Here is a 24108-nt window from a genome sequence, read left to right on the forward strand (position 1 = left end):
ATAATGCAGCCTGAATAGCATACACGGAAATGAGTAAAATGAAAACACGCCAATTGAAGAGCATTCACATTCAAGCTTCAATCCCCGAAAGCTATGAATAACATATAATGCCTTGGCAGGTCTTCTGACTTACTCCCCATTTGCCTGGCCTTCCCTCCTTTTTTCAGAAAGTGACCTATAGATTTGGCAACGGTTACGGAGCTTACAGCTGCGGGACAGTTACGGACTTACACCGTATTCCCTTTTAATTCATTAAAACAACTTTAATGAAACCTAAAGCGCTGCAAAAGTACAATAAGTATCTGTTAACCTCAAATCACATGACTATATTTATCGTGATGAAATATTTCTGTACTTTCTTGCTGATCATGAGCGCACTCGGCAGTTTTGCCCAGCAACCAGATACCATTTTTCTGAAGGGGTTACTACATGAACATCCTGAATTATTTTCTGGCGTGCTTAATCATCCCACGCAAAACGAGGTGCAAATACTATATACCCGGATAGACAGGGATAATAACAACACACCTCACTTTACCTCATATAGCTACCACCTTAATGCGCATCATTATTTTTACCCGGCAAGCACAGTAAAACTCCCTACAGCCATATATGCACTTGAAAAGCTAAATGAACTAAAAATAAAAGGCTTAAACCGGAAGGCAACCATGATTACCGACAGCGCATTTGCAGGCCAAACCAAAGTACAGGTGGATACATCATCAGCCACGGGTCTCCCATCCATCGAAAACTACATTAAAAAGATTTTACTGGTAAGCGATAACGATGCATATAATCGCCTGTACGAATTTGTTGGTCGTGAAGAGATCAATCAAAAGCTAAAAAAATATCACCTTGATAATACGCGTATTGTAGGCCGGCTGGCTATCGGAGATGCAGGTGAAAGTACCCGGCACACCAACCCTGTCAATTTTTATAACGGCGATAAATTGGTTTATTACAAGCCGGCATTATATGATGCTTTAAACTACCCTATGCACCTGGAAAATATGCTACAGGGCAAAGCGTATTTAGATAGCAGCGACCGGCTGGTCAACAAACCCCTTGATTTTTCTGAAAAGAACGTCTATTCACTTGCCGATCAGCAGATGGTGCTTAAGCGATTGCTATTCCCCGAAACATTTCCGGAAAAACAACGCTTTAATTTAACGGCGGACGATTATCGGTTCATTTACCGTTACATGAGTACCTTTCCTACAGAGAATACAAAGCCTACCTATAACCGACCTGAATATTTCCCGGCCTATTGCAAATTCTTATTTTATGGAGGTGATAGTACCGCTGTCATTAACGCTGATATCAGGATCTTTAATAAAGTTGGCGACAGTTATGGTTACGATATTGATAATGCCTATATCGTTGATTTTAAAAACAAGGTGGAATTTATACTCAGTGCCGTTGTGCAATCAAACGAAGATGGGATACTGAATGATAATAAATATGAATATACTACCGTGTGCCTGCCTTTCCTGAAAAACCTTGGTCAGGTGATATATCAATACGAATTAAATCGCCCTAAAAAACACCTGCCCGATTTAACTAAGTTTAAATTCACCTATAGTAAAAAGCAATAAAATTCACTTCAGAAAAACTTAGTAGCACAATAGGTGTTTTAAAAACGACAACTATTTAAAAACCTATGGCAACTACAATAGTAAAATATACCGACAACTTCCCTGTACTTTATGGTGATGACCGCATAAACCTGAACTGGCCCGAGCGCTTTACCTCTATTGCAGGCGGCATGAAACTCGGATTCTCAGGCTTTAAAAACATTTTTAAAAATCCGTTTGCAAGTATCGTAAAGATAGGAGCTGGCGGTTACCTGTTAAACCGGGGTATTACCGGGCATTGTGAACTTTACAAACGCATTGGCAAACTATCTACCAATCCCATAAATGTAAACATTCGCTCGTCATTTATCGTGAACAAACCGCGGCAAAAAGTTTATCAGTTTTGGCGCAAGCTGGATAACCTGCCGCTGTTTATGAAACACCTGGAAAGCGTAGAGGTTATCGACGCAAAATACTCGCACTGGGTTTTGAAGCTGCCTAAAAATGTCGCTACAGTTAGCTGGCATGCCGAAATTGTTAATGATGAACCCAATGAAGCTATTGGATGGAGTTCGCTACCCGATTCTATGATTAACAACGCGGGCAAAATACGCTTTCAGGATACGGTTGACGGGCAGGGAACTATTATTGATATAGTCATCAGTTATCAGCCGCCTGCAGGTGGCGTGGGTGCAGGAATCGCCAGGATATTGAACCCGGTATTCAAAAATATGGTTGATAAAGATATCCAGAATTTCAAGCAGTATATGGATATTAATAATGACCCGGACGAGTTTGTAGAAGTGATTGTGATTGAATGATCATGTGCCTTTCATTTGGCAGGCAATGCTTTTGTGAGGAACAAGAGCCAGGGAGATAAAACAAAAAAGGCCGCAATTTGCGGCCTTTTTCATGCATTTATAATGCGATATTATTTTACTGCATCAACAACTGCTTTGAAAGCATCTGGGTTGTTCATAGCTAAGTCGGCTAATACTTTACGGTTTAAACCGATTTCTTTAGCGGCTAATTTACCCATTAACTGAGAGTAAGAAATTCCGTGCTGACGGGCACCAGCGTTGATACGTTGGATCCATAAAGCCCTGAACTCTCTCTTTTTGGTTTTACGGTCGCGGTAAGCGTACTGTAAACCTTTTTCAACTGTGTTTTTTGCAATGGTGTATACCTTGCTACGTGAACCCCAATAACCTTTGGCGAGGTTCATGATCCTTTTCCTGCGTCTTCTCGACGCTACTGCGTTAACTGAACGTGGCATCTTGTGTGTTTTTTGGTAGTGAGTGCCTGCATCTCGTGTGCCGGACTTAAAACTCTAATACCTGGTTTTAAAATTTGTGAATTACTTTCCGATACAAAGCATACGTTTTACGTTACCCATGTCGGCATCAGATACTAAGCTGGTTTGACCAAGGGCACGCTTACGTTTTGTCGACATCTTGGTTAAGATGTGGCTTTTGTATGCGTTTTTTCTTGCGATTTTACCTGTTCCAGTAAGCTTAAAGCGCTTTTTAGCACTGGAATTGGTTTTCATTTTTGGCATAACTCTATTTATTTGTGTTAGATATTAACGTTTCTCAACGTTTTATTTTTAGCATCTGCACATTTTTAATTTGCACATCTGCACATTCTCATTATTTTTTTGCTGCCTTAGGTGCAAGGGTTAAAAACATCCTTTTTCCTTCAAGCTTTGGTAACTGCTCTACTTTACCAACTTCTTCCAATGCCTGGGCAAAGCGAAGTAATAAAATCTCGCCTTGTTCTTTATAAACAATGGCGCGTCCTTTAAAGTGTACGTAGGCCCTTACCTTTTCGCCAGATTCCAAAAACTTGATAGCATGCTTTAATTTAAATTCAAAGTCATGATCGTCAGTATTCGGTCCGAAACGGATCTCTTTAATAACCGTTTGCTTGGCATTGCTTTTTATCTCTTTAAGCTTTTTCTTTTGCTCGTAAATAAACTTATTGTAGTCAGTTACTTTACAAACCGGCGGTACGGCGTTAGGAGATATTTCAACCAAATCCAGTTCCTGCTCCTGCGCTATTGCAAGGGCATCCCTTAATGAGTAAACTCCCTGCTCAACGTTATCACCCACAAGGCGAACTTCCTGAGCCCTAATGAATTGGTTTATGTTATGTTCGGCTTCTTTTTTCTTAAAAGGAAGCCTTGGTCCTCTATTGAAAGGTTTGTTTAATGCCAAGTTATACTGTTATTTCTTTAGTTATCTGTTCTTTAAAATCTTCAATGCTCATACTTCCCAAATCACCGGTACCATGTTTACGTACAGAAACCAAGCCTTCGGCAGCTTCTTTTTCGCCCACAACCAGCATGTAAGGGATTTTTTTAACTTCAGCATCACGTATCTTTCTGCCTATTTTCTCGTCCCTGAAGTCGATTAGCCCGCAAATATCGGAATCTTTTAATATATCAGAAACTTTTTTTGCATATTCTTCATATTTTTCTGATATGGGAAGTATAATGAACTGCTCTGGCGATAACCAAAGTGGAAAATTACCTGCGCAATGCTCAATTAATACCGCTATAAAGCGCTCCATCGAGCCAAACGGTGCCCTGTGAATCATTACCGGACGATGCTTTTGATTATCGCTGCCTGTATATTCCAGTTCAAAACGCTCAGGTAGGTTATAATCAACCTGAATAGTACCCAATTGCCACTTACGGCCAAGGGCATCCTTCACCATAAAATCAAGCTTAGGGCCATAAAATGCAGCCTCGCCATATTCTACAACTGTTGGTAAACCTTTTTCGGCTGCTGCTTCAATGATTGCATTTTCGGCAAGCGCCCAATTTTCGTCGGTACCTATATATTTAGCACGGTTTTCAGGATCACGTAATGATACCTGTGCTATGTAATTATCAAAGCCTAAAGCCTTAAATACATACAATACCAGGTCAATCACTTTTTTAAATTCATCTTTTACCTGGTCCGGGCGGCAAAACAAGTGGGCATCATCCTGAGTAAAGCCACGCACACGGGTTAAACCGTGCAACTCACCACTTTGCTCATAACGGTACACAGTACCAAATTCAGCAAAACGCACCGGCAGGTCTTTGTACGAACGTGGTTTTGTTTTATAGATCTCGCAGTGATGCGGGCAGTTCATCGGTTTAAGGAAAAACTCCTCTCCTTCCTGCGGTGTTTTTATCGGCTGGAATGAATCGGCGCCATATTTTTCGTAGTGGCCTGATGTTACATACAGGTTTTTATGACCGATATGCGGAGTAATTACCTGCTCGTAACCGGCTTTAACCTGTGCTTTTTGTAAAAAGGTTACCAATCGTTCGCGCAAGGCAGTGCCTTTAGGCAACCACAATGGTAGCCCCATGCCTACTTTTTCCGAAAAAGCAAACAACTCCAATTCTTTACCCAATTTGCGGTGATCGCGCTTTTTAGCTTCTTCGATCATGTGCAGGTATTCGGTAAGTTCGCTGGCTTTCGGGAAAGTAACACCATAAATACGGGTTAACTGCTTACGGGTTTCGTCACCACGCCAGTAGGCTCCGGCAACGCTCATCAGCTTAACCGCTTTTATAAAGCCTGTATTTGGAATATGTGGCCCACGGCACAGATCGGTAAAGTTACCCTGGGTATAAAAAGTAATAGAGCCGTCGGGCAAGTCCTTGATCAGGTCCAGTTTATACTCGTCACCTTTTTCAGTAAAATATTCAATAGCATCAGCCTTGCTCACCGGTTTACGGATGTATTCCTCTTTGGTTTTAGCAAGCTCGATCATTTTATCCTCGATCTGCTTAAACTCATCAGAAGATAAAACCTTGTCGCCAAAATCAACATCGTAATAAAAACCAGTTTCAATTGCCGGACCGATACCAAATTTAGTACCCGGATAAAGGGCTTCCAAAGCCTCGGCCATTAAGTGGGCTGATGAATGCCAGAAAGTTGATTTACCATCGACGTCATTCCAGGTTAATAATTTAACATGGGCATCCTGCTCAATAGGGCGGCTTGCATCCCAAACCTGGCCGTCAACTTCGGCTGCTAATACGTTACGTGCTAAACCTTCAGAAATCGACTGCGCGATTTGCATAGAAGAGATCCCCTTGTCATACTGACGAACGGATCCATCGGGAAGTGTAATGTTAATCATCTACAACTATGATTTAAAGTTTTATAAAATTACGTTTAAACGGTCACCTACAAAGTGACCCTCATTTTGTGGGTACAAAAATAGAATTTTAAATAGCATTTAGCATCATACCATTTTCAAAATTTTATTCGATGATATCAGAAGGAATTAATGCTTCGAAAACAAAAAATGGGTATTCTCATTTCCACATAAACCGGAAATCAGAATACCCATTCGGCCAATGCAAATCAAGCCTATTTAAAAGCCTCGTTCGAAGGGTTGGAGTTAACCGACGTTTCTTTAACCTTAAACTCTATCGGCTGCCCAACAAGCGTAGTTTTTATGGAGAACGGAATTTTAATACCTCCGTTTATGCCCTCGTAATTACCAAATTCAACGGAGAGGTCATTCGCCCCTTCGATGGTTTGTTTAAGTTTCAACCCTGTTTTTTGGCTGTAATAATTATGAATATGAATATCGGTGCCTATGTTAACATCAACCTCATAAGCAAGTTCACCGTTTACTACGCGTAAAATAGGCTGCAACATCATATTTTGATTTATCCGCTCGTAATCAAGCTCCGGGAACGGGCGGCTTTTAAGTCTGATCATTTTTTTACCGGCATCATCCAGCTGTACGTCCCTGTTAACCTGCTTTGCTTTTATACTATCGCCATTAAGGGTAACATGAGATACAATCATGTTATTATATGATGGCACAATTGCTTCCTGGAAATACTTATCCGGCATTTTATATCGTGTTACCAATTGAACGTCTGCACCTTGTATATTACCTATCGCCGATGTTTGCAGATCACGAATATTCTTAAGCTTGTCGGAGCCTCCAATGGCATCTAAGTACGTTTTTATAACAGAACCTGCGGTTGTGCCCTGTGGTATTGGCAATCCGCTGTATGAGTTGTTTTCGGGATTAACATCGGGCAGACTATGATCAGGATCAATAGTTGCATAGGCAATTTTCGAGGTCGATTTGTATGGGAATGTCCAGGTATCACCACGCTGCCAGATCTCGGCCGGGAGTTTTACAATACCTGTTTTTCCATTTTCTTCCTTAATCGATATGGTAACAGGTAAGGCCATTTCCTCCAGGTTTTCGAGCGTGATCATAGCGCCTTTTGAAGCATCATTATCCGGGTACGAAATATCTTTTATACTCTGATCCACTTTCCAGGTAGTAAAAAACCATTCGTTCCAAAACCAGCTCAGGTCCTCGCCGGCAACATTATCCATCGTATGGAAAAAATCCCAGGGAGTTGGGTGTTTAAAGGCCCAGCGTTTGATATAGGTTTTGAAAGCATAATCAAACCGCTCTTCACCTAAAATCTGTTCGCGTAAAATGGCCAGGCCTAATGCAGGTTTTTCATAAGCTGCAACCGCTAAAAAATCTTCCTGTATCACGTCCGGCGTATTCATAATAGCCTCGGCACCGGGGCTAAACAAATAAGCGGCGTTTTTTTGCTGATCGGGCTTTTCATAATATTCGCCCTTGTTAAACACTTTGGTATCAACGTTATTCAAAAAGGTATTAAAACCTTCGTCCATCCAGGCGTACTTGCGCTCATTTGAGCCAACAATCATCGGGAACCAGTTATGGCCAAACTCATGGTTGGTAACTTCCCATAAGCCACCGTTTTGATTGTTTGAACCACAGAATACAATGCCGGGGTATTCCATCCCGCCAACTATTCCCGCCACATTGGTGGCAACAGGATAGGTATATTCAAACCATTTGTCGCTGTACAACTCAATGGCTGCTTTAACATATTCCGTCGAGCGGCCATATGAATTATTCCCTTTAGCCTCAACCGGATAAACCGACTGTGCCAATGCTTTTTTACCGCTTGGTAGATTGATCCGCGCAGCATCCCAAATAAAGGCTTTTGACGCAGCCCAGGCAACGTCACGTGCATTTTTGCACATAAAATGCCAGGTCAGCGTTGGCTTTTTAGGATAATCGTTATTGCGTAATATATCCGTTGAATCTTTAATAGTAACTGTTTTATCGCTTTTACGAGCTTCGGCCAAACGGTTTATGGTAGTTGGTGATAATACTTCGACAGGATTAAGCAACTCACCCGATCCTGCGACAACTAAACTTGCAGGCGCGGTGATGGTATAATCAAAATTACCATATTCCAGGTAAAACTCACTTGCGCCAAGGTAAGGTATGGTATTCCAACCCGTTACATCGTCATAAACCTCCATGCGAGGATACCATTGCGCAATTTCATAGATCCAGCCGTTTTTGGTATGCTGGCGCCCCATTCTGTCGGTACCGTATTCGGGGATATCAAAACCATATTCTATTTTAATCTGCAATTTACTTCCGGCTGCACGTAATGAATCCTTCAGTTTTATCTGCATACGAGTATCGGTGATCAGGTAGTCCGCTTTCAGCGTTTTACCTTTATTAATGATATAAACTGATTTTATTTCGGCACCCTTGGTATATGATTTATTTGTGAACCTGCCTCCTGAAACGTTGCTTGTAGCTTCGGCACGTGAATCTTCTTTATAAATATTCTGATCTACCTGGAGCCACAAAAAGGCAAGTGCATCCGGGCTGTTATTGGTATAAGTTATTAATGTACTGCCTTCTATACGATGTTTAGTAGTATCGAGCGTAACATCAAGCTTATAGTCGGCCCGGTTTTGCCAGTATTTTGGGCCCGGGGCACCACTGGCCAGCCTGAATTCGCCACCTCTTTCGGGGTAAAACATAGGGTTAAATACTTTATGCTGATCATACTTGGGGGGGGCCTGATCTGCATTTTGCGCTTTTACTTCGAGGGCATAAAAGCCTAAAACCAATAACAACGCGGCTTTGTAGAATTTCATTAACTGTGTTTTAATTGTGAGGGAAAGATATTAAAATATATTTGACTTGAAACGTAATTGCTTGGTTACGTAGTATCAGGTTCATTTTTTTATCGCAATAATGAATAAACTATTTCGCTAAAATCGCCGTTGATACAATGTTGCAAATCAATCCCTATTTTTTATATTTTTGCGGATGATTTACGGCACATATAGTCGTTGATCGCAGCCCTATAAATGGATATATCAGTTGTAGTACCTCTTTACGATGAAGTAGAATCATTACCCGAATTAACCTCATGGATTAGCCGGGTTATGGATGAAAACCGTTTTACTTACGAGATAGTTTTGGTTGACGATGGCAGCAAGGACGGATCATGGGAAATGATCAGGAAATTGCAAACCGGCAATCCGTTTATAAAAGGAATAAAATTCAGGCGTAATTACGGCAAATCGGCAGCCCTAAACACCGGCTTTATTGCAGCTAAAGGTAATGTTGTAATTACCATGGACGCCGACCTGCAAGATAGCCCTGATGAAATCCCGGAACTTTATCGTCGGATAACTGAAGAGAAATATGACCTTGTATCTGGCTGGAAAGCCAAAAGGCATGATCCGCTGAGTAAAACTATCCCGACCAAGCTATTCAACGCCGCCACCCGCAAAATGAGTGGGATAAATAACCTGCACGATTTTAATTGCGGTTTAAAGGCCTACCGTGGCGTAGTGGTTAAAAATATTGAAATTTACGGCGAAATGCACCGTTATATCCCGGTGCTGGCTAAGTGGGCTGGTTTTACCAAAATTGGCGAACAGGTTGTTGAACACCGCCCGCGTAAATACGGCAAAACAAAGTTTGGATTAAGCAGGTTCATCAATGGCTTTCTTGATCTGCTTTCGATATTTTTTGTAGGTAAATTTGGAAAGCGGCCTATGCACTTTTTTGGTTTGCTGGGCACATTGAGTTTTTTTACAGGTTTTTTTATAACAATTTGGATTATTGGTGAAAAACTGTACAACCTGGCTCACGGAATAACTGTGCGGCAACCTACCGATAACCCGTTGTTTTACATAGCATTGGTGGCAATCATATTAGGCTCCCAGTTGTTTTTGACTGGCTTTGTTGCCGAACTTGTATCGCGCAGCGCAAGTGAACGCAACCATTATCAAATTGAGGAAACAATTTAATTAGATTTGAGATGTTAGATATGGGATTTGAGACTTTTTGAAAACTCAACAAGAACACGAAGTCTCATATCTAACATCTCAAATCTCACATCTATCTACAAAACATGTTTTTTTCCATCATTATCCCTTTATATAACCGCCCGCAGGAGATCAAAGAGCTGCTGGAAACCTTAACCCTGCAAACGTACAGGGAATTTGAGGTGTTGGTTATTGAGGATGGTTCTGTAAATGATGCTGAAGCTATAGTAAATACATTTACTGATAAGCTTAACCTGCGGTATTTTAAAAAGCAAAACGAAGGACAGGGCTTTACCCGCAACTTTGGTTTTGAGCGTGCTAAAGGCGACTATTTTGTGATTTTTGATTCGGATTGTTTGATCCCTCCCACTTATTTGGAGATTGTAAATAATTCGCTGGCTGCAAATTATCTTGATGCCTATGGCGGGCCCGATGGAGCACACGATTCTTTTACCCCTACGCAAAAAGCCATCAGTTATTCCATGACCTCTCCTTTTACTACCGGCGGTATTCGTGGTAATAAAAAAGGTATAGGCCAGTTTCATCCGCGTAGTTTTAACATGGGGGTTTCAAGGCAGGCCTGGGAGAAAGCCGGCGGTTTTATTATCACCCGATTAGGAGAAGATATTGAATATAGTATCAGGATCCATTCGCTGGGCTTTAAAATTGGGTTAATCCCCGATGCTATTGTATATCATAAACGTCGTACCAACTTTTATCAGTTTTATAAACAGTTGCATTTTTTTGGAAGGGCACGTATCAATATTTCAAAGTTTTTTCCTCAGGAGTTAAAACTGGTTCATTTCTTCCCGGCCGCTTTTACTTTGGGCGTTATCCTAACCATTATATTAAACCTGTTTGGCTCTTCATTAGCACTCGCAGGTAATTTTATACTGTTGATTTTCACTTTGTTAATTTTTTTCCATGCCTGGTGGAAAAATAAATCGGCAAAAATCGCATTTTTGAGCATTATAGCTGCCTTCACACAACTTATTGCCTACGGGTTAGGATTTATACAGGATTTTTGGAAGCGGAAAGTTTTAAGTAGATCATAAGCAATATGTACCACACCTTTTCTGTAGCGGAGACCATTAAAACCGCATGGAATATTTTAAAAAGAAATTTTGTACCGCTAGTGGTTTACTCTATCATATCGTTGTTTATAAACGAATTTGTTGAGTTTTTAAAGGCATTTATCATTGATAATGACGACCGCTTCATTGAGATAGGTTTTGTAATTGTACAGATGGTTGTGCAGTGTTTTATCGGTTTAAGTTTTTACAAACTGATACTCACGCTTATCGACAAAGAGTATTACGAATTTGAATTCAAAGACATTTTGCCATCGTTCAAAATGACCTTCAACTTCGTGATCATAGGTATAATAACGGCGTTCTTTGTAGCTACTTTGGTTTTTTTATACGTATTGGCCAAACGCAACATTGGGTACGACAGCATTTTTGAGGTTATTGAGCTGCTGTTTATTCTTTATATAAGCCTCAGGTGCATCTTTTGTATTTGTTTCATTGTTGATGACGATTCATCGCCTATTGAATCGTTGCGTCAAAGCTTTGAGATCACAAAAGACAATTTCTTCAAAACTTTAGGCGTTTTTGCTATAATTATACTGATACTGGTTGCCGTATTACTACCTGTAGTAGCTACGATGGGCTTATTTGGTTTTGACCAGGAAAAAGATGGTTTTGCATTCAGGCTTGCATTTTATTGCTGGTTCATTCTTTGCTTTCCTTTTACCCAGGTGATCATTATGGTTACTTACCGTAAACTGGTTTACAGCCATCAGGATGTGGACGATGACCTATCTGAAACCAATTAAAAATGGGATTTAAATCTGCATTAAGTAAAGTATTTGCGGCCTTTGTTAATCGGGAATTAAATAAGGTGCGTAAAAACGCGGTTTCCTTTCAACAAAAGGCGTTTACAGATCTGGTACATGCAGCCAAAAACACCAGTTTCGGCAAAGATCATCAGTTTGAAAAGATCAATAATTACGAAGATTTTAAGCGATTGGTGCCTGTACATGACTATGAAGACCTTCGCCCCTATATCGACCGACTGGTTAATGGTGAGGAGGATGTACTATGGCCCGGCAAACCTGCTTACCTTGCTAAAACATCAGGCACAACATCAGGTGTAAAATATATTCCCATCTCCAAAGAAAGCATGCCTGAGCATATCAAAGCGGCGCGAAATGCTTTGCTAAGCTATATACATGAAACGGGTAATGCTGATTTTGTAGATGGCAAATTAATATTCCTCCAGGGCAGCCCAATCTTAGCCGAAAAGCATGGTATCTCAACGGGCAGGCTTTCTGGTATAGTTGCGCATCATGTTCCGGCCTATCTGCAAAAAAACAGGTTGCCGGCCTACGAAACCAATTGCATTGAAGATTGGGAGCAAAAAGTTGATGCCATTGTAGACGAAACCTTTAATGAAGATATGCGCCTCATCAGCGGGATCCCACCCTGGTGCCAGATGTATTTCGACAGGCTTTCGGCCAAAGCAGGTGGCAAAAAGATAAAAGACATATTCCCAAACTTTAAGCTTTATGTTTACGGCGGTGTCAATTACGAACCTTACCGTGCCCGTATAGAAGAGAGCATTGGCTTTAAGATCGATTCGATAGAAACCTACCCTGCATCCGAAGGCTTTATTGCGTTCCAGGACTCGCAGAAAGAAAAAGGGCTTTTATTGTTGGTTGATTCAGGAATCTTTTACGAATTTATCCCATCGGAAGAATATTTTAATGAAAATCCAACCCGCATCAATATTAAAGATGTAGAGCTGAACAAAAACTATGCGCTCATCATGAATACCAGCGCAGGTTTATGGGGATATAGCATAGGTGATACTGTTAAATTTATTTCGAAAGATCCGTATCGTATTATTGTAACCGGTCGTATCAAGCATTACATATCTGCTTTTGGCGAACATGTCATAGGCGAAGAAGTAGAGCACGCCTTGATGAGCGTGGCTAAGGAAGAAGGTATCGACGTGGTTGAATTTACGGTTGCACCTCAGGTTAACCCGCCGGCAGAACAATTGCCTTACCACGAGTGGTTTATCGAATTCGGCACAGCCCCGGTGGATCTTCAGGCTTTCGCCATAAAAGTGGATAAAGCGCTCCAGAATAAAAATATTTACTATTTTGACCTGATTGAAGGTAACATTTTGCAACCTTTGGTAATCCAAAGCCTGCAAAAAGATGCCTTTATCAATTACATGAGGGCTGAAGGTAAACTTGGCGGGCAAAACAAAGTACCACGGCTATCAAACGACAGGAAGATTGCCGAAGGATTAAAGAGTTTTATAAAATAAAGATACTTGAGTAACCAAATAAAAAACATTGCCATCCTTGGCTCAACAGGCAGCATCGGTACACAAACACTTGATGTTATAAGGTGGAACAGCAATTTATTCAGGGCGTTTTTGCTCACAGCACATTCCAATGCCGATTTGCTCATTAGCCAGGCTATTGAGTTTGTGCCCGAATATGCCATTATCTGCGATCAAAACAAATACCAGGAAGTTAAAGAGGCTTTGGCGCACTTACCAATACAGGTGCTTGCCGGTCATCAGGCTATCATCGACACAGTAACCCACCCCGAAATTGCGGTTGTGCTAACTGCTATGGTGGGCTTTGCCGGTCTTGAACCAACAATTGCCGCTATTAAAGCAGGGAAAGATATTGCCCTTGCCAACAAAGAAACATTAGTTGTTGCCGGCGATATAATAACAGCATTGGCGAAACAACATGGGGTTCAAATTTTACCGGTAGATTCGGAACATTCAGCAATATTTCAAAGCCTTGTTGGCGAGGACTATAAATCGATAGAAAAGCTGATCATCACGGCTTCTGGCGGCCCATTTCGTGGCCGTGGTCTGGATTTCTTAGCAAACGTTACCCGCGAGGATGCGCTTAAACATCCAAACTGGGTAATGGGTGCCAAAATCACTATCGATTCGGCATCCCTCATGAATAAGGGGCTTGAAGTTATCGAAGCCAAATGGTTATTTGATGTTGAAGCCGATCAGATTGAAGTAGTAGTTCATCCGCAATCTATTATTCACTCACTGGTGCAATTCAGGGATGGATCAATTAAGGCTCAATTAGGCTTGCCCGATATGAAGCTGCCTATACAGTACGCCCTCACCTATCCTAACCGGATCGAAACTAATTTTAAACGTTTCAGTTTTACCGATTACCCTAATCTCAGTTTTGAAAAACCGGATATGGAAACTTTCCGTAATCTAAGTTTGGCGTACGCTGCTTTAAAACAGGGAGGTAACATGCCTTGCATTATCAATGCAGCAAATGAGGTAGCGGTTGCAGGCTTCCTTGATCGTAAAATTGGCTTTTTAACTATGAGCGGTATCATTGAAGAGTGTATGCAGAAAATAAATTTTATCGCAAACCCAACCCTAACCGACTATTTGAATACTGACAAAGAAACACGCATCTTTGCGCAAAATTATATACAACAACTACCTTCAAAAACATTACAATTTTAATATTACATAGATATAGATAATGAGTATAGTGATCATGGTGGGCCAGCTTATACTGGGCCTTTCAATTTTGATAATCCTGCATGAACTGGGGCATTTCCTGGCAGCACGGGCCTTTGGCATTAAGGTAGAAAAATTCTACCTGTTTTTTGATGCCTGGAACGTGAGCCTGTTTAAATTTACATATAAAGGCGTTGAGTACGGCATTGGCTGGTTACCATTAGGGGGCTATGTTAAAATTGCCGGAATGATTGATGAATCGATGGATACTGAGCAAATGGCTGGTCCGCCGCAACCCTGGGAGTTTCGTTCAAAACCGGCCTGGCAGCGCCTTATTGTAATGCTTGGCGGTGTTACGGTAAATGTTATACTGGGGATTCTGATATTTTGGGTGTTAACCATGCGTTTTGGCGATAGCTATATCCCTAATTCTGCGGCAAAATACGGTATTGTACCTGGCGAAGTAGGCAAAAAAATAGGCCTTCAAATTGGCGACAAGGTTGTTGCTATCAATGGCAAACCATTTGAACGTTTTGATGATCTTACAAGCCCGCAGGTACTATTGGATAATACTGTATTTACAGTGTTGCGCGGCACTCAAACTTTGCAGATCAGTATTCCGCGTACAATCCTTAACGATTTGAACGATCATGACATAGAAGGCTTCATCAGCCGCCTGCCCCGTGCTAAGTTCATTGTTGATTCATTGGAGCCAGGTAGTAACGCAGTAAAAGCAGGTTTAAAAAAAGGCGACAGCATTGTGATGGCAAACGACCATCCAATTGTATTTTGGGACGAGTTGCAAGCTCAGCTATCTGCCAATAAAGGCAAGCAGGTTGAACTGGGTATTAAACGCAATCATGAACTGGTTACCTTAAAAGCACAGGTTACACCGGAAGGTAAGCTTGGTTTCTATCGTGCAAAAAGTGATTTCCCGGATATTAAAACCATAAAATATGGCTTTTTCGAAGCTTTCCCTATAGGAGCGCAAAGAGCTTGGGGAACTTTCAGGGATAATGCCAAAGGTATCGGAAAGATTTTCAGGGGTGATGTTAACCCGGGCAAAGCAGTAAGCGGACCGGTAGCTATAGCCAACCTGTTTGGCGGTACTGTTGATTGGGTTCACTTTTGGACGCTTGTAGGCTTCCTGTCGATGGTATTGGCGCTGATGAACTTATTACCTATTCCTGCGCTTGATGGCGGTCATGCAGTTTTCCTGATTATAGAAATGATTAAAGGCAAACCGTTAAGCGATAAATTCCTTGAGCGTGCACAGATTGTAGGTTTTGTAATTTTAGTTACCCTGATGGTATTTGTTTTTGGAAACGATATTGTAAAGCTGGTAATGAAGAAGTGATTTAGAGATTAGAGATTGGAGGTTAGAGATTAGTTGCCTCCCAAGCATATATAAAAGAAAGGCCTTTTAATTACTGAAAGGCCTTTCTTTTATATATGAATTTATCAATTAATTGAATAGCTGTACCAATCTATTAACTTTAAGCTCTGTGCATTCTGCATTTAGCTTGTTTTATACTGCCGGATCAGTTGGCTTTGGGCTTTCATAATTATCAGATACCGTATCAAATGGAGATCGTTCGTTTTTAAATATCGCTGCCGAAATGAGGCTTACAATTGTTCCGAAAAGGATATAAATAAAAACAACGCCTACTACAGCAAAAATTGCAAAATATTTACGGGTCATATTCATGGCCGCATCTATTTGGTCCTGGCTTAATTTGCCGTCTTCGGTCATCTTTTTCTGTGATGCATCCATGATCTTGGTAACCATGTCCGGACTTAATATGGTGTAGTATACATATGTAAATATGGCTATAAATACACCGGTGAAGATAGCATACAGAAAACCTGATAAAAAGCCCTCTCCGTAAGTAAGGTAACCGCCAAGCTGATCTTTATATTCCTTTTGAGTAAGAAACAGGAACGCCAGGAAAGGCAAAAAGCTAAGGTATTTAAGAGAAGAATTTGGGTCGAGATCCAAAAATTGGAATGCGTAAGTTATGACTACTGAAGCTATCAGATTGATCAATGCCCACTTCAGGGCTGGTTGCGATGGGCTCGCTTTTTTTACTTCCATGATATAGGTTGTTTAGTGTTTGGTTAAAATTAACCAATAATATTATATCATGTACATCTTTATTTTAAACCAAAAGAGTTTTAATAACAAACAGGCCTTTCAAAATCCGAAAAGCCTGCTTTGTTATTGGTTTAACTGTTTTGCTGTTATGAAGCCGAACCGGCTGGTTCCCGCTTAAAAAATGCTGCAAAAATTATTGACAGAACGAACAGAAATATAATGCTGATCCCCAACGACTGAATTTGTTGCCCGATAGTAACGGTTTTTTCGGCGTCAAAAGCTTTCTTCATTTCCACTATTTTTGCGTCAGCTTCCTTCTTTTCCTCCGGTTTGGTTGTTTCATCCTTTAATTTATTGAGGGCGCTAACCATAGCTGTCTCCGTTTTTTGAACCATATTGGGTTCAACTATCTTAGCAAAAAACTGGTCTTTAATAATAAAAACCATTAGGTATGAAACAAAAAACATGATAAAAATCCCGGTACCTGACTGCCTCATTGTCCATAGCCCACCTATTTTTTTTCGCAGGCTTAATGAAAACAAAGCTGCAGCACTTAGAGGCAGCAGGTATGAAAACACCATTGATCCAAAAGTGATGATCACGGCCGATTTAGCAACTGTAACCATAAAATAAAAGTAAATAATGCTTATGGCCGATATTACCAGCCCTAAGAATACTCCTTTAATCAATCCTTGCTTCTTTATCTCTTTATCTGTTTCTTGACTCATTTGTTGGTTTATATTACTTAAACGCTGTGTGTATTATTAAAAATTAACCAGGATCTCTAAAACTGCCATATCGAATTCCTTGTTGATGGCATTGTCGGCAATTTCTTTTATCTCTTCATCAGAAGGATCTATGTTCTGGAAAAAGCACATCATTGGGTAAAACAATTCTTTAAGTTCTGAATCTTCAGGAAGTGTTGTTGCCACCTTGCTGATTTCAGATACCGGGCTTTCAATCAGGATTTGATTGGCAATTACAGGCTCATAAATACGGTACTCGTCCTGGAACTCATCTTCATCAACCAGTAAAAATTCCTTCAGGTAATCTTCAAGTTCAGGTTCAATATCTTCGTCTTCACACTCATTCAGGTACAGTAAAAGATTAAGGAGTTCGGTACCACGATCAAGGGTTTCTTCTTCAATACTCTCCCATTCCGGCGTATCAAGATAATCTTCTTCCAGCTTTTTAACGTCGGCACTAAAGAAGTTGATCATTAACAGGTCGAAGAAGATTTCGCGAAGTTCTTCAACCTCCGGGTTTTCATCAAAAACCGCGTCCAATTCATCCACTTTTGATAAAAAATCTTCGTCGGATGCAAAAACGTCAGCAAACTCGTCGGTTAACTGGGTTGCGTCAAAGCTGTTGTATTTTGAAAAGGCCTCAAGCGCTGCTATAAAGGCATTTTCTATTTTAGGATCGATCATAGGTATGTTATTTAAAGATTTGTTGATTGTTGTAAGTTAACAATACTTTACCTTTTAAACGCTGCCCAATGTAAGGCGAGTTTGCAGATTTAGATTTGTTATTGATCGCTGTATACTCCCATTCAGCATCAGTATCAAGAATTACCAGGTTTGCCTTTTCATTTTCGGCAATAACAGGCAGTTCAACACCAAGTATTTCGCGGGGATTGATGGCCAGTTTTTCAACTATAAGCTCAGCAGGTAAGCCGGCTTTTAAAGCCAGGGAAAACGCCGTTTGCAGGCCCACCATACCGTATTCGGCAACCTCAAACTCCACATCTTTAAATTCAATTTCGTGTGGGGTATGTTGCGATACAATAGCGTCGATGGTGCCATCTTTTAAACCTTTTACTAGTGCCGCAACGTCATCGGCAGTGCGTAATGGGGGTTTAACTTTATACAAGCTGTCGAAACCTAAAAGGGCCTCATCAGTCAACACTAAATGATGTGCGGCAACATCGCAGGTAACTTCAATACCTTTGCGCTTAGCCTCACGGATCAATTCGACCGAACGGGCTGTTGATATGGTTGTAAAATGGATGCGCGATACCGTGTACTCTGCTAGATAAAGATCGCGGGCAACCATCAGTTCTTCTGCCAATGCAGGAATGCCTTTCATGCCAAGCAGTGTACTGATTTCGCCCTCATTAACTTTTGCTTTACCTGCTATTGCAGTATCTTCAGGATAAGAGAAAACCAATGCGTCAAAGCCCTGTGCATACAGCAAAGCTCTTTCCATTAAACCGGCATCCTGTACAGGGCGACTACCATCGGTAAAAGCTTTGGCACCGCTTTGGTACATATCGTACATTTCGGCAAGGTCTTTTCCTTCTCGTTTTTGAGATATAGTACCCAAAGGATAAACATCAACCAGGTTACCTTTTGACCGGTTCAACAGATATTCAACTTCCGACTTGGAATGCACCGGCGGCTGGGTATTAGGCATTAGTGCTATGCCGGTAAAACCTCCGGCTGCCGCAGCTACTGTACCGGAGCGAAGATCCTCCTTGGTTTCAAGGCCCAGCTCGCCTACATTACAGTTAAGATCAAAAAAACCGGGCGAAACATATTTACCTTCGGCATCAAATAGTTCGGCGTCGGCATCAATGTCGTCGGCTATGCGGGTGATAACACCTTTTTCAATTAAAATATCGGCAACTTGTTGATGAAAGGATGATCCGGGATCAAGAATAGTGGCTGATTTGATAAGCAAATTCATTAGCACTGCTTTATGTGTGGATTTGTATCGATCTATCCCGCCTGAATAACACCCTGTTGATCAGGCTTGTAAAATCTGATTAACAATATTTCTGCAAGCAGGAAGATCAGCGCCAAAATTATACAAAGTTTCCATAATTGTGTGCCAAAATTTGATTCGGCAACAACACTTTTTAACGAACCGTTTCCTGCTGTTAATAAGGGCTTTGCATTTGGCAGTATTTTTTCGAGATCGACCGCTGTAAAATAACTCATATCTGATTCGGCCCGGCTGTCATTAAAAGCAAGTGTTGCCAGCGTACTGTCCTGCTTCCTGAGCGAGTAAATTCCAGGTTCATTTAATTGGTCAGAAACATATAACAGTGTACTCCCCTCCTGCTGCCTTATATCAGGGATAATGCTTTGATTGCCTTTGGTGAGTTTTAGCAATTGCTTTTCGGTAGTTTGCACAGGCGGCACCTCAAAATTTTCATCGGTACCAAGGGTATAAAACAAGGGTTGGTCATGCCCGCTTAATAATGCCATTCTGAAAAGTGTTGGTACAAACAAAGCATGCCGGGGCAGGTTACTAAAATCTTCGTTAAGTGGCACAGCACACATGTAAACATTCCCTTTTCCGCTGCTGTAACCCTCCCAAAAAGCTTCGCCTGTAGCAAGATTCATCAGGCTTTCCTGTTTAACGCCGCTTTTACTTAGCTGATAGTATTTTTTAACAGACGGCAGATCGGGGTTTTGAGGAAAACTTTCAAACACGTTCTTAAATACCGGGCTTTGCCTGTTAATGGAAGCTACTTTTACATCCTGGGTTACCAGTTTTTCAGGATATCCTGTATTTAAGGTTAATAAAAATGATTTATAATTAGCCAGATCAGCATCGACCGATGGGAATACAACCAGTGCCCCCCCTTTTGTTACGTATGTTCTCAGTTGTTGTGCCAGCCCGGTGGCGATAGTTTTAACATCGCTAATAATTACTATAGGATAATTATTAAGCGCAGCATAGTCAACACCGCCGTCTGTTACACGGGTTGCGGCAAAGAAAGCATCTGAAGCAAAAACTGCTTTCAGATAAGGATTTACCATCCCACCGTCTATCAGCAAAACCGGCATTTGCTGTTTCACATTAAAACTGAAGTAAAACTGGTTATCAAAGGTAACCGGGTTATCCTGTAACTGAATTTCGCCGCGTTGCCATCCGGGCTTTAAACCCGAAAATGATAAGGTGTCGTTTTGAACTTGACGGGCATTGATGCTAAAACTGCCAAGCGCCTTTTGCTCACCATTGATCAATATTTTAAGGGGGATCTTTTCGGCTTTTTCCATAGCATAATTATGCAGGCGAACAACCAGTTTCTCACTTTCGGCCGGGCGATGTACCGCGCTAAGCAACCACGCCGAATCAACTGCAACATTGGGCAGATTTCCGGCTTTGAGCTGAACAAGGTTTACGGTAATATTACTATCAGCTTTAACAGGTTTATCGTTTTTGTTTTTTTGAAAATCAGAAATAATGAATACCGATTTAGCAGCACCTATCTGATTTTCCAATAAGTTTTCCTGCCTGCTGATAACCTGTTGCAGGTTTCGGCTTTGCGAGCTTACCTTAACTGCATCAACCGCATCATTAAATTCATCCCGGCTCAGCAATCGTTGATGTTTACCTTCAAAATCCTGTGTGAGTAATTGAAAGCGGTCGTTGATATTATAAGCCGAAGCAATTTCTTTTGCGCGGCGTTTAGCTTCATCAAGTAATGAACCTTCACGGTTTAGGGTTTCCATGGAGTAGGAATTGTCCACAAAAATGCTGATTACCTGCTGTTTGGCCGCATTTGGATTGTGAGCATTGGGTATATATGGACGGGCAAATGCCAATATCAGGAACAGTAAACCAAGTAAACGCGAAGCTAATATCAATCGCTCTTTTAAATTGCGGCTCGAGGCCTGCTGTTCCTGCACCTCTTTCAAAAACTGTACATTACTAAAGTATACCTTTTTGTATTTACGAAAATTGAACAGATGGATCACAACCGGGATAGCCAGGCTCAGCAATGCGAATAAAAAAGCGGGATATAAAAAATACATATTTTATATAGGCGGTTGTGCTGTTTACAAATGTGCTAATTTTTTAAATATGCAGGTGTGCAAATTTCAGATGTGCAGATCTTAGCCTTTATCAGTCATCATCTAAAAATGATAGGCCTTTCAAATCATGTATAAATAAATATATTTGGTGCATACATCAATCTACTTTAAAAAAAATGGAATACAGAAGATTAGGCGAAAGTAAACTAAGCGTATCGGCAATAACTTTTGGAGCATGGGCAGCAGGCGGCTGGATGTGGGGTGGCAATGATGACCAGGAAGCTATAGATGCTATGCGTGCTGCCTACGACCTTGGCATAACCTCTATTGATACCGCTCCTGTTTACGGACAAGGCAAAAGCGAAGAATTGGTTGGCAAAGCGATAAAAGACCTCCCCCGCGATAAGGTACAGATATTAACTAAATATGGTTTACGCTGGGACCTCGCAAAAGGCGAGTTCTTTTTCAAGAGTAAAGACAACAGCGGGAAGGATATTGATGTATATCGATATGCAGGTAAAGATAGCATCATCTCAGAGTGCGAAAGCAGTCTTAAGCGCCTTGGCACCGATTATATTGACCTATACCAGATTCATTGGTCGGACAAAACTACGCCCATCGATGAAACCATGGAAGCTATTTTACGCTTGCAGGAACAGGGTAAAATTCGCGAAGCAGGCGTTTGTAATTACGATGTAAGTCAAATGCATATCGCTGCCAAAACCATTAAACTGGCTGCAAACCAGGTTCCGTTTAGTATGGTAAACCGGGGCATTGAAGATGAGTTAATTCCTTACTGTATCGAGAACAGGAAAGCAATACTGGCCTACAGCCCGCTTGAACGCGGTTTATTGACCGGCAAAATGAAACCTGGCCAAAATTTCGGTGAAGGGGATCACCGTGCAGGCGTTAAATACTTTAAAGATCAAAATATTGAACGTATCAATGCCTTCCTTGCCAAAATAAAACCGCTGGCCGATGAAAAAGGTGCAACTTTAGGGCAATTGGTTATCCGCTGGACGATCAATCATCCAGGTATAACTGTTGCGCTGGTTGGCGCCCGTAATGCTGAGCAGTCTATCCAGAATGCTAAGGCTATCAATATCCATATCAACGGAGAAGAAATGGAATTTATCAATAACCAGTTAAGTGACCTGGAAATTGTAGGTTAATTTTTTCTTCGAAGCGAAGAGTCAAAGGCTCTTCGCTTAACCAAATAAACCTTAATCATGATTATTGATGCATTACTATATAATAACCATTTAACATCTAAGAATGATCCTGCTACCACCGCTTTAATATTGGGAGGCATAGGAGCTATATTTAGCTTATAGGTGCCATAATGCATAACCGCCGCAAACAGCTGGTTAAAGAAGGCGTACAAGTTGAGGGTACGGTTATAAGCATTGAACGCGAAATGAGCAACAAAAATTCGACGAGCTTAAATTACCCTGTAATTAGTTATCGGACATTGCAAAATGAACTGATAACTAAAAAATACAACATAGGTATCAGTAGCGGCTCTTCATATAAAGAAGGCGATTTGGTAAATGTTATATATGATCCTAATGACACTTCATCATTTACGCTTAATGATACTTTATCAAAATCATCTGGCCTGCCTTTATTTTAATTGGCTTAGCCTTAATCATTGGAGCGGTTGTTATTTATATAATGAAATAAGATTACTTCAGCGAAATCAAAAAAATCAATTAAATCAGCGGTCAATTTCCCTATCTTCCATTTATGAAAAGATCACTGCTTTTATTCCCGTTATTGTTTGGCTTGAGATTATCTGCTCAAAACGCGCAACAAATTCATCAAAAGGCCATTTTAATTGACACACATAACGATGTTATTTCAAACGAGCTGATAACTGGCTCCGATTTAGGCAAACGGCAAAACGAAGGAAATTTTGATTTAGTTCGTGCTAAAGAAGGCGGACTTGACGCGCAGATCTTTTCTATCTGGTGTGGTGAAAGCTATGGCAAAGGGACTGCCTTTGCTTTTGCAAACCGGGAAATAGATTCGTTGTATGCGCTCATCAAACGTAATCCTGATAAAATAACTTTAGTACGCAATACCAAAGAACTTAAAAAAGCAGTTGCGGATAAAAAGCTGGCTGCGCTGATAGGTGTTGAGGGCGGGCATATGGTCGAGGATCGGATGGATTATATCGATAGCCTTGCTAAACGTGGGATGCGTTACCTTACCTTAACCTGGAATAACAGTACCTCATGGGCAACTTCGGCGCGTGACGAGGTTACAAAAAAAGATAGTTTGAAACATTTAGGGCTTACCGATTACGGTAGGCATATTGTTAAACACCTGAATGAACTTGGCGTTATGGTTGATGTATCGCACGTTGGTGAACATACTTTTTATGATGTGCTCGCAACTACTTCAAAACCCGTCATCGCCTCACACAGCTGTGCCTACAGTATTGACCCCAATCGTCGCAATTTGAAAGATGAACAACTGAAGGCGCTTGCGAAAAATGGCGGCGTGGTATGCGTTAATTTTTATAGCGGTTTTGTAGATAGCACCTATACACCCAAAGTACTTAAGTTTTTGGCGCAGCACAAAGCAGAACTTGATTCATTGACAAAAGTTTACCACGATGTCGACCTGGCCAATATCCGGATAAATGCTATGTACAAAGCTGAATCAGACAAATTAAGGCCGCCCCTTGAACTGCTGATCAAGCACATCGATTACATAGTAAAGCTGATAGGAGTTGATTTTGTAGGTATAGGATCCGATTTTGACGGGGCCGAATCCTATCCGCTTGGCTTGGACAGTGTGGCTGACTATCCCAAAATAACTGAAGAGTTGCTTAAACTTGGGTATAAGCAAAAAGATATAGATAAAATATTGGGCGGAAATGTGATGCGGGTGCTAACGGCAAATACGGGCAAATGATGTCACTTTGTTGACGATATGCGCTTTGCCTTATGCGCTTAAAATCGTAAATT

Annotated in this window: 21 protein-coding genes and 1 riboswitch; of the genes, 11 read left to right on the plus strand and 10 right to left on the minus strand. The window is 41.0% G+C overall.

The features are described from left to right. Positions 1-97: 97 nt before the first annotated feature. Positions 98-293: riboswitch (cobalamin riboswitch) on the minus strand. Both AC59JO_RS07855 and AC59JO_RS07860 read left to right on the plus strand, forming a co-directional pair. Further along, the gene (locus AC59JO_RS07855) at positions 267-1595 is read left to right on the plus strand and encodes a serine hydrolase (protein WP_413668143.1); all 1329 of its coding nucleotides are present in this window, start codon (positions 267-269) and stop codon (positions 1593-1595) included. Its footprint overlaps the riboswitch before it by 27 nt. A gap of 65 nt (positions 1596-1660) precedes the next feature. Beyond that, positions 1661-2395, plus strand: coding sequence for an SRPBCC family protein (locus AC59JO_RS07860; RefSeq protein ID WP_413668144.1), 735 nt, complete (start codon positions 1661-1663; stop codon positions 2393-2395). A 110-nt stretch (positions 2396-2505) separates the two neighbouring features. Here AC59JO_RS07860 and rplT read toward each other — a convergent pair whose 3' ends face one another. The 5 genes from rplT to AC59JO_RS07885 all read right to left on the minus strand — a co-directional run bounded on the left by rplT (position 2506) and on the right by AC59JO_RS07885 (position 8554). Then, the gene (gene rplT, locus AC59JO_RS07865; protein WP_022829871.1) at positions 2506-2850 is read right to left on the minus strand and encodes a 50S ribosomal protein L20; all 345 of its coding nucleotides are present in this window, start codon (positions 2848-2850) and stop codon (positions 2506-2508) included. Positions 2851-2931: 81 nt separating this feature from the next. Continuing rightward, a complete protein-coding gene (gene rpmI, locus AC59JO_RS07870) occupies positions 2932-3132 on the minus strand; it encodes a 50S ribosomal protein L35 (protein WP_090525627.1) in 201 nt (66 codons plus the stop codon). A 91-nt stretch (positions 3133-3223) separates the two neighbouring features. Next, on the minus strand, positions 3224-3790 hold the full coding sequence (gene infC / locus AC59JO_RS07875) for a translation initiation factor IF-3 (protein ID WP_091207084.1): 567 nt from the start codon (positions 3788-3790) through the stop codon (positions 3224-3226). Between the two features lies 1 nt (position 3791). Beyond that, positions 3792-5717 carry a threonine--tRNA ligase gene (gene thrS / locus AC59JO_RS07880; protein ID WP_497304533.1) on the minus strand — a complete coding sequence of 642 codons (1926 nt, stop codon included), beginning with the start codon at positions 5715-5717 and terminating at the stop codon, positions 3792-3794. Positions 5718-5950: 233 nt separating this feature from the next. Beyond that, positions 5951-8554, minus strand: coding sequence for a M1 family metallopeptidase (locus AC59JO_RS07885; protein WP_497304535.1), 2604 nt, complete (start codon positions 8552-8554; stop codon positions 5951-5953). Positions 8555-8770: 216 nt separating this feature from the next. Here AC59JO_RS07885 and AC59JO_RS07890 point away from each other — a divergent pair, with 216 nt between their 5' ends. The 6 genes from AC59JO_RS07890 (at position 8771) to rseP (ending at position 15626) form a co-directional block, all read left to right on the plus strand. Further along, positions 8771-9721 carry a glycosyltransferase family 2 protein gene (locus AC59JO_RS07890; protein ID WP_413668147.1) on the plus strand — a complete coding sequence of 317 codons (951 nt, stop codon included), beginning with the start codon at positions 8771-8773 and terminating at the stop codon, positions 9719-9721. A gap of 104 nt (positions 9722-9825) precedes the next feature. Next, positions 9826-10794 carry a glycosyltransferase family 2 protein gene (locus AC59JO_RS07895; protein ID WP_497304537.1) on the plus strand — a complete coding sequence of 323 codons (969 nt, stop codon included), beginning with the start codon at positions 9826-9828 and terminating at the stop codon, positions 10792-10794. Positions 10795-10799: 5 nt separating this feature from the next. Beyond that, entirely contained in the window at positions 10800-11576 is a 777-nt protein-coding gene (locus AC59JO_RS07900) for a glycerophosphoryl diester phosphodiesterase membrane domain-containing protein (protein ID WP_413668149.1), read from the plus strand. A gap of 2 nt (positions 11577-11578) precedes the next feature. Continuing rightward, positions 11579-13078 carry a GH3 auxin-responsive promoter family protein gene (locus tag AC59JO_RS07905; RefSeq protein WP_413668150.1) on the plus strand — a complete coding sequence of 500 codons (1500 nt, stop codon included), beginning with the start codon at positions 11579-11581 and terminating at the stop codon, positions 13076-13078. 6 nt (positions 13079-13084) lie between these two features. After that, a complete protein-coding gene (locus AC59JO_RS07910; protein ID WP_497304540.1) occupies positions 13085-14272 on the plus strand; it encodes a 1-deoxy-D-xylulose-5-phosphate reductoisomerase in 1188 nt (395 codons plus the stop codon). Positions 14273-14291: 19 nt separating this feature from the next. Continuing rightward, positions 14292-15626 (plus strand): RIP metalloprotease RseP, encoded by a 1335-nt coding sequence (gene rseP, locus AC59JO_RS07915; RefSeq protein ID WP_413668152.1) that lies wholly within the window; start codon positions 14292-14294, stop codon positions 15624-15626. 171 nt (positions 15627-15797) lie between these two features. Here the strand turns inward: rseP and AC59JO_RS07920 are convergent, their stop codons facing one another. The 5 genes from AC59JO_RS07920 to AC59JO_RS07940 form a co-directional block, all read right to left on the minus strand. Further along, a complete protein-coding gene (locus tag AC59JO_RS07920) occupies positions 15798-16364 on the minus strand; it encodes a DUF4199 domain-containing protein (protein ID WP_413668153.1) in 567 nt (188 codons plus the stop codon). Between the two features lie 146 nt (positions 16365-16510). Next, complete coding sequence (locus tag AC59JO_RS07925; RefSeq protein ID WP_497304542.1) at positions 16511-17092, minus strand: DUF4199 domain-containing protein; 582 nt, start codon at positions 17090-17092, stop codon at positions 16511-16513. 36 nt (positions 17093-17128) lie between these two features. Further along, on the minus strand, positions 17129-17794 hold the full coding sequence (locus AC59JO_RS07930) for a hypothetical protein (RefSeq protein ID WP_497304544.1): 666 nt from the start codon (positions 17792-17794) through the stop codon (positions 17129-17131). 7 nt (positions 17795-17801) lie between these two features. Beyond that, positions 17802-19052: a dihydroorotase gene (locus AC59JO_RS07935; protein WP_497304546.1), complete on the minus strand. Its 1251-nt coding sequence runs from the start codon at positions 19050-19052 to the stop codon at positions 17802-17804. 32 nt (positions 19053-19084) lie between these two features. Then, complete coding sequence (locus AC59JO_RS07940; protein WP_497304548.1) at positions 19085-21133, minus strand: vWA domain-containing protein; 2049 nt, start codon at positions 21131-21133, stop codon at positions 19085-19087. A gap of 176 nt (positions 21134-21309) precedes the next feature. On the opposite strand from AC59JO_RS07940, the gene AC59JO_RS07945 reads away from it, so the two are divergent. The 3 genes from AC59JO_RS07945 to AC59JO_RS07955 all read left to right on the plus strand — a co-directional run bounded on the left by AC59JO_RS07945 (position 21310) and on the right by AC59JO_RS07955 (position 24055). Then, on the plus strand, positions 21310-22305 hold the full coding sequence (locus AC59JO_RS07945; RefSeq protein ID WP_413668158.1) for an aldo/keto reductase: 996 nt from the start codon (positions 21310-21312) through the stop codon (positions 22303-22305). Positions 22306-22475: 170 nt separating this feature from the next. Continuing rightward, positions 22476-22766, plus strand: coding sequence for a DUF3592 domain-containing protein (locus AC59JO_RS07950; RefSeq protein WP_497304550.1), 291 nt, complete (start codon positions 22476-22478; stop codon positions 22764-22766). A 113-nt stretch (positions 22767-22879) separates the two neighbouring features. Beyond that, positions 22880-24055, plus strand: a complete 1176-nt coding sequence (locus AC59JO_RS07955) for a dipeptidase (RefSeq protein WP_497304552.1) — start codon at positions 22880-22882, stop codon at positions 24053-24055. Positions 24056-24108: the final 53 nt, after the last annotated feature.

This window comes from Mucilaginibacter sp. A5337, assembly GCF_059690695.1.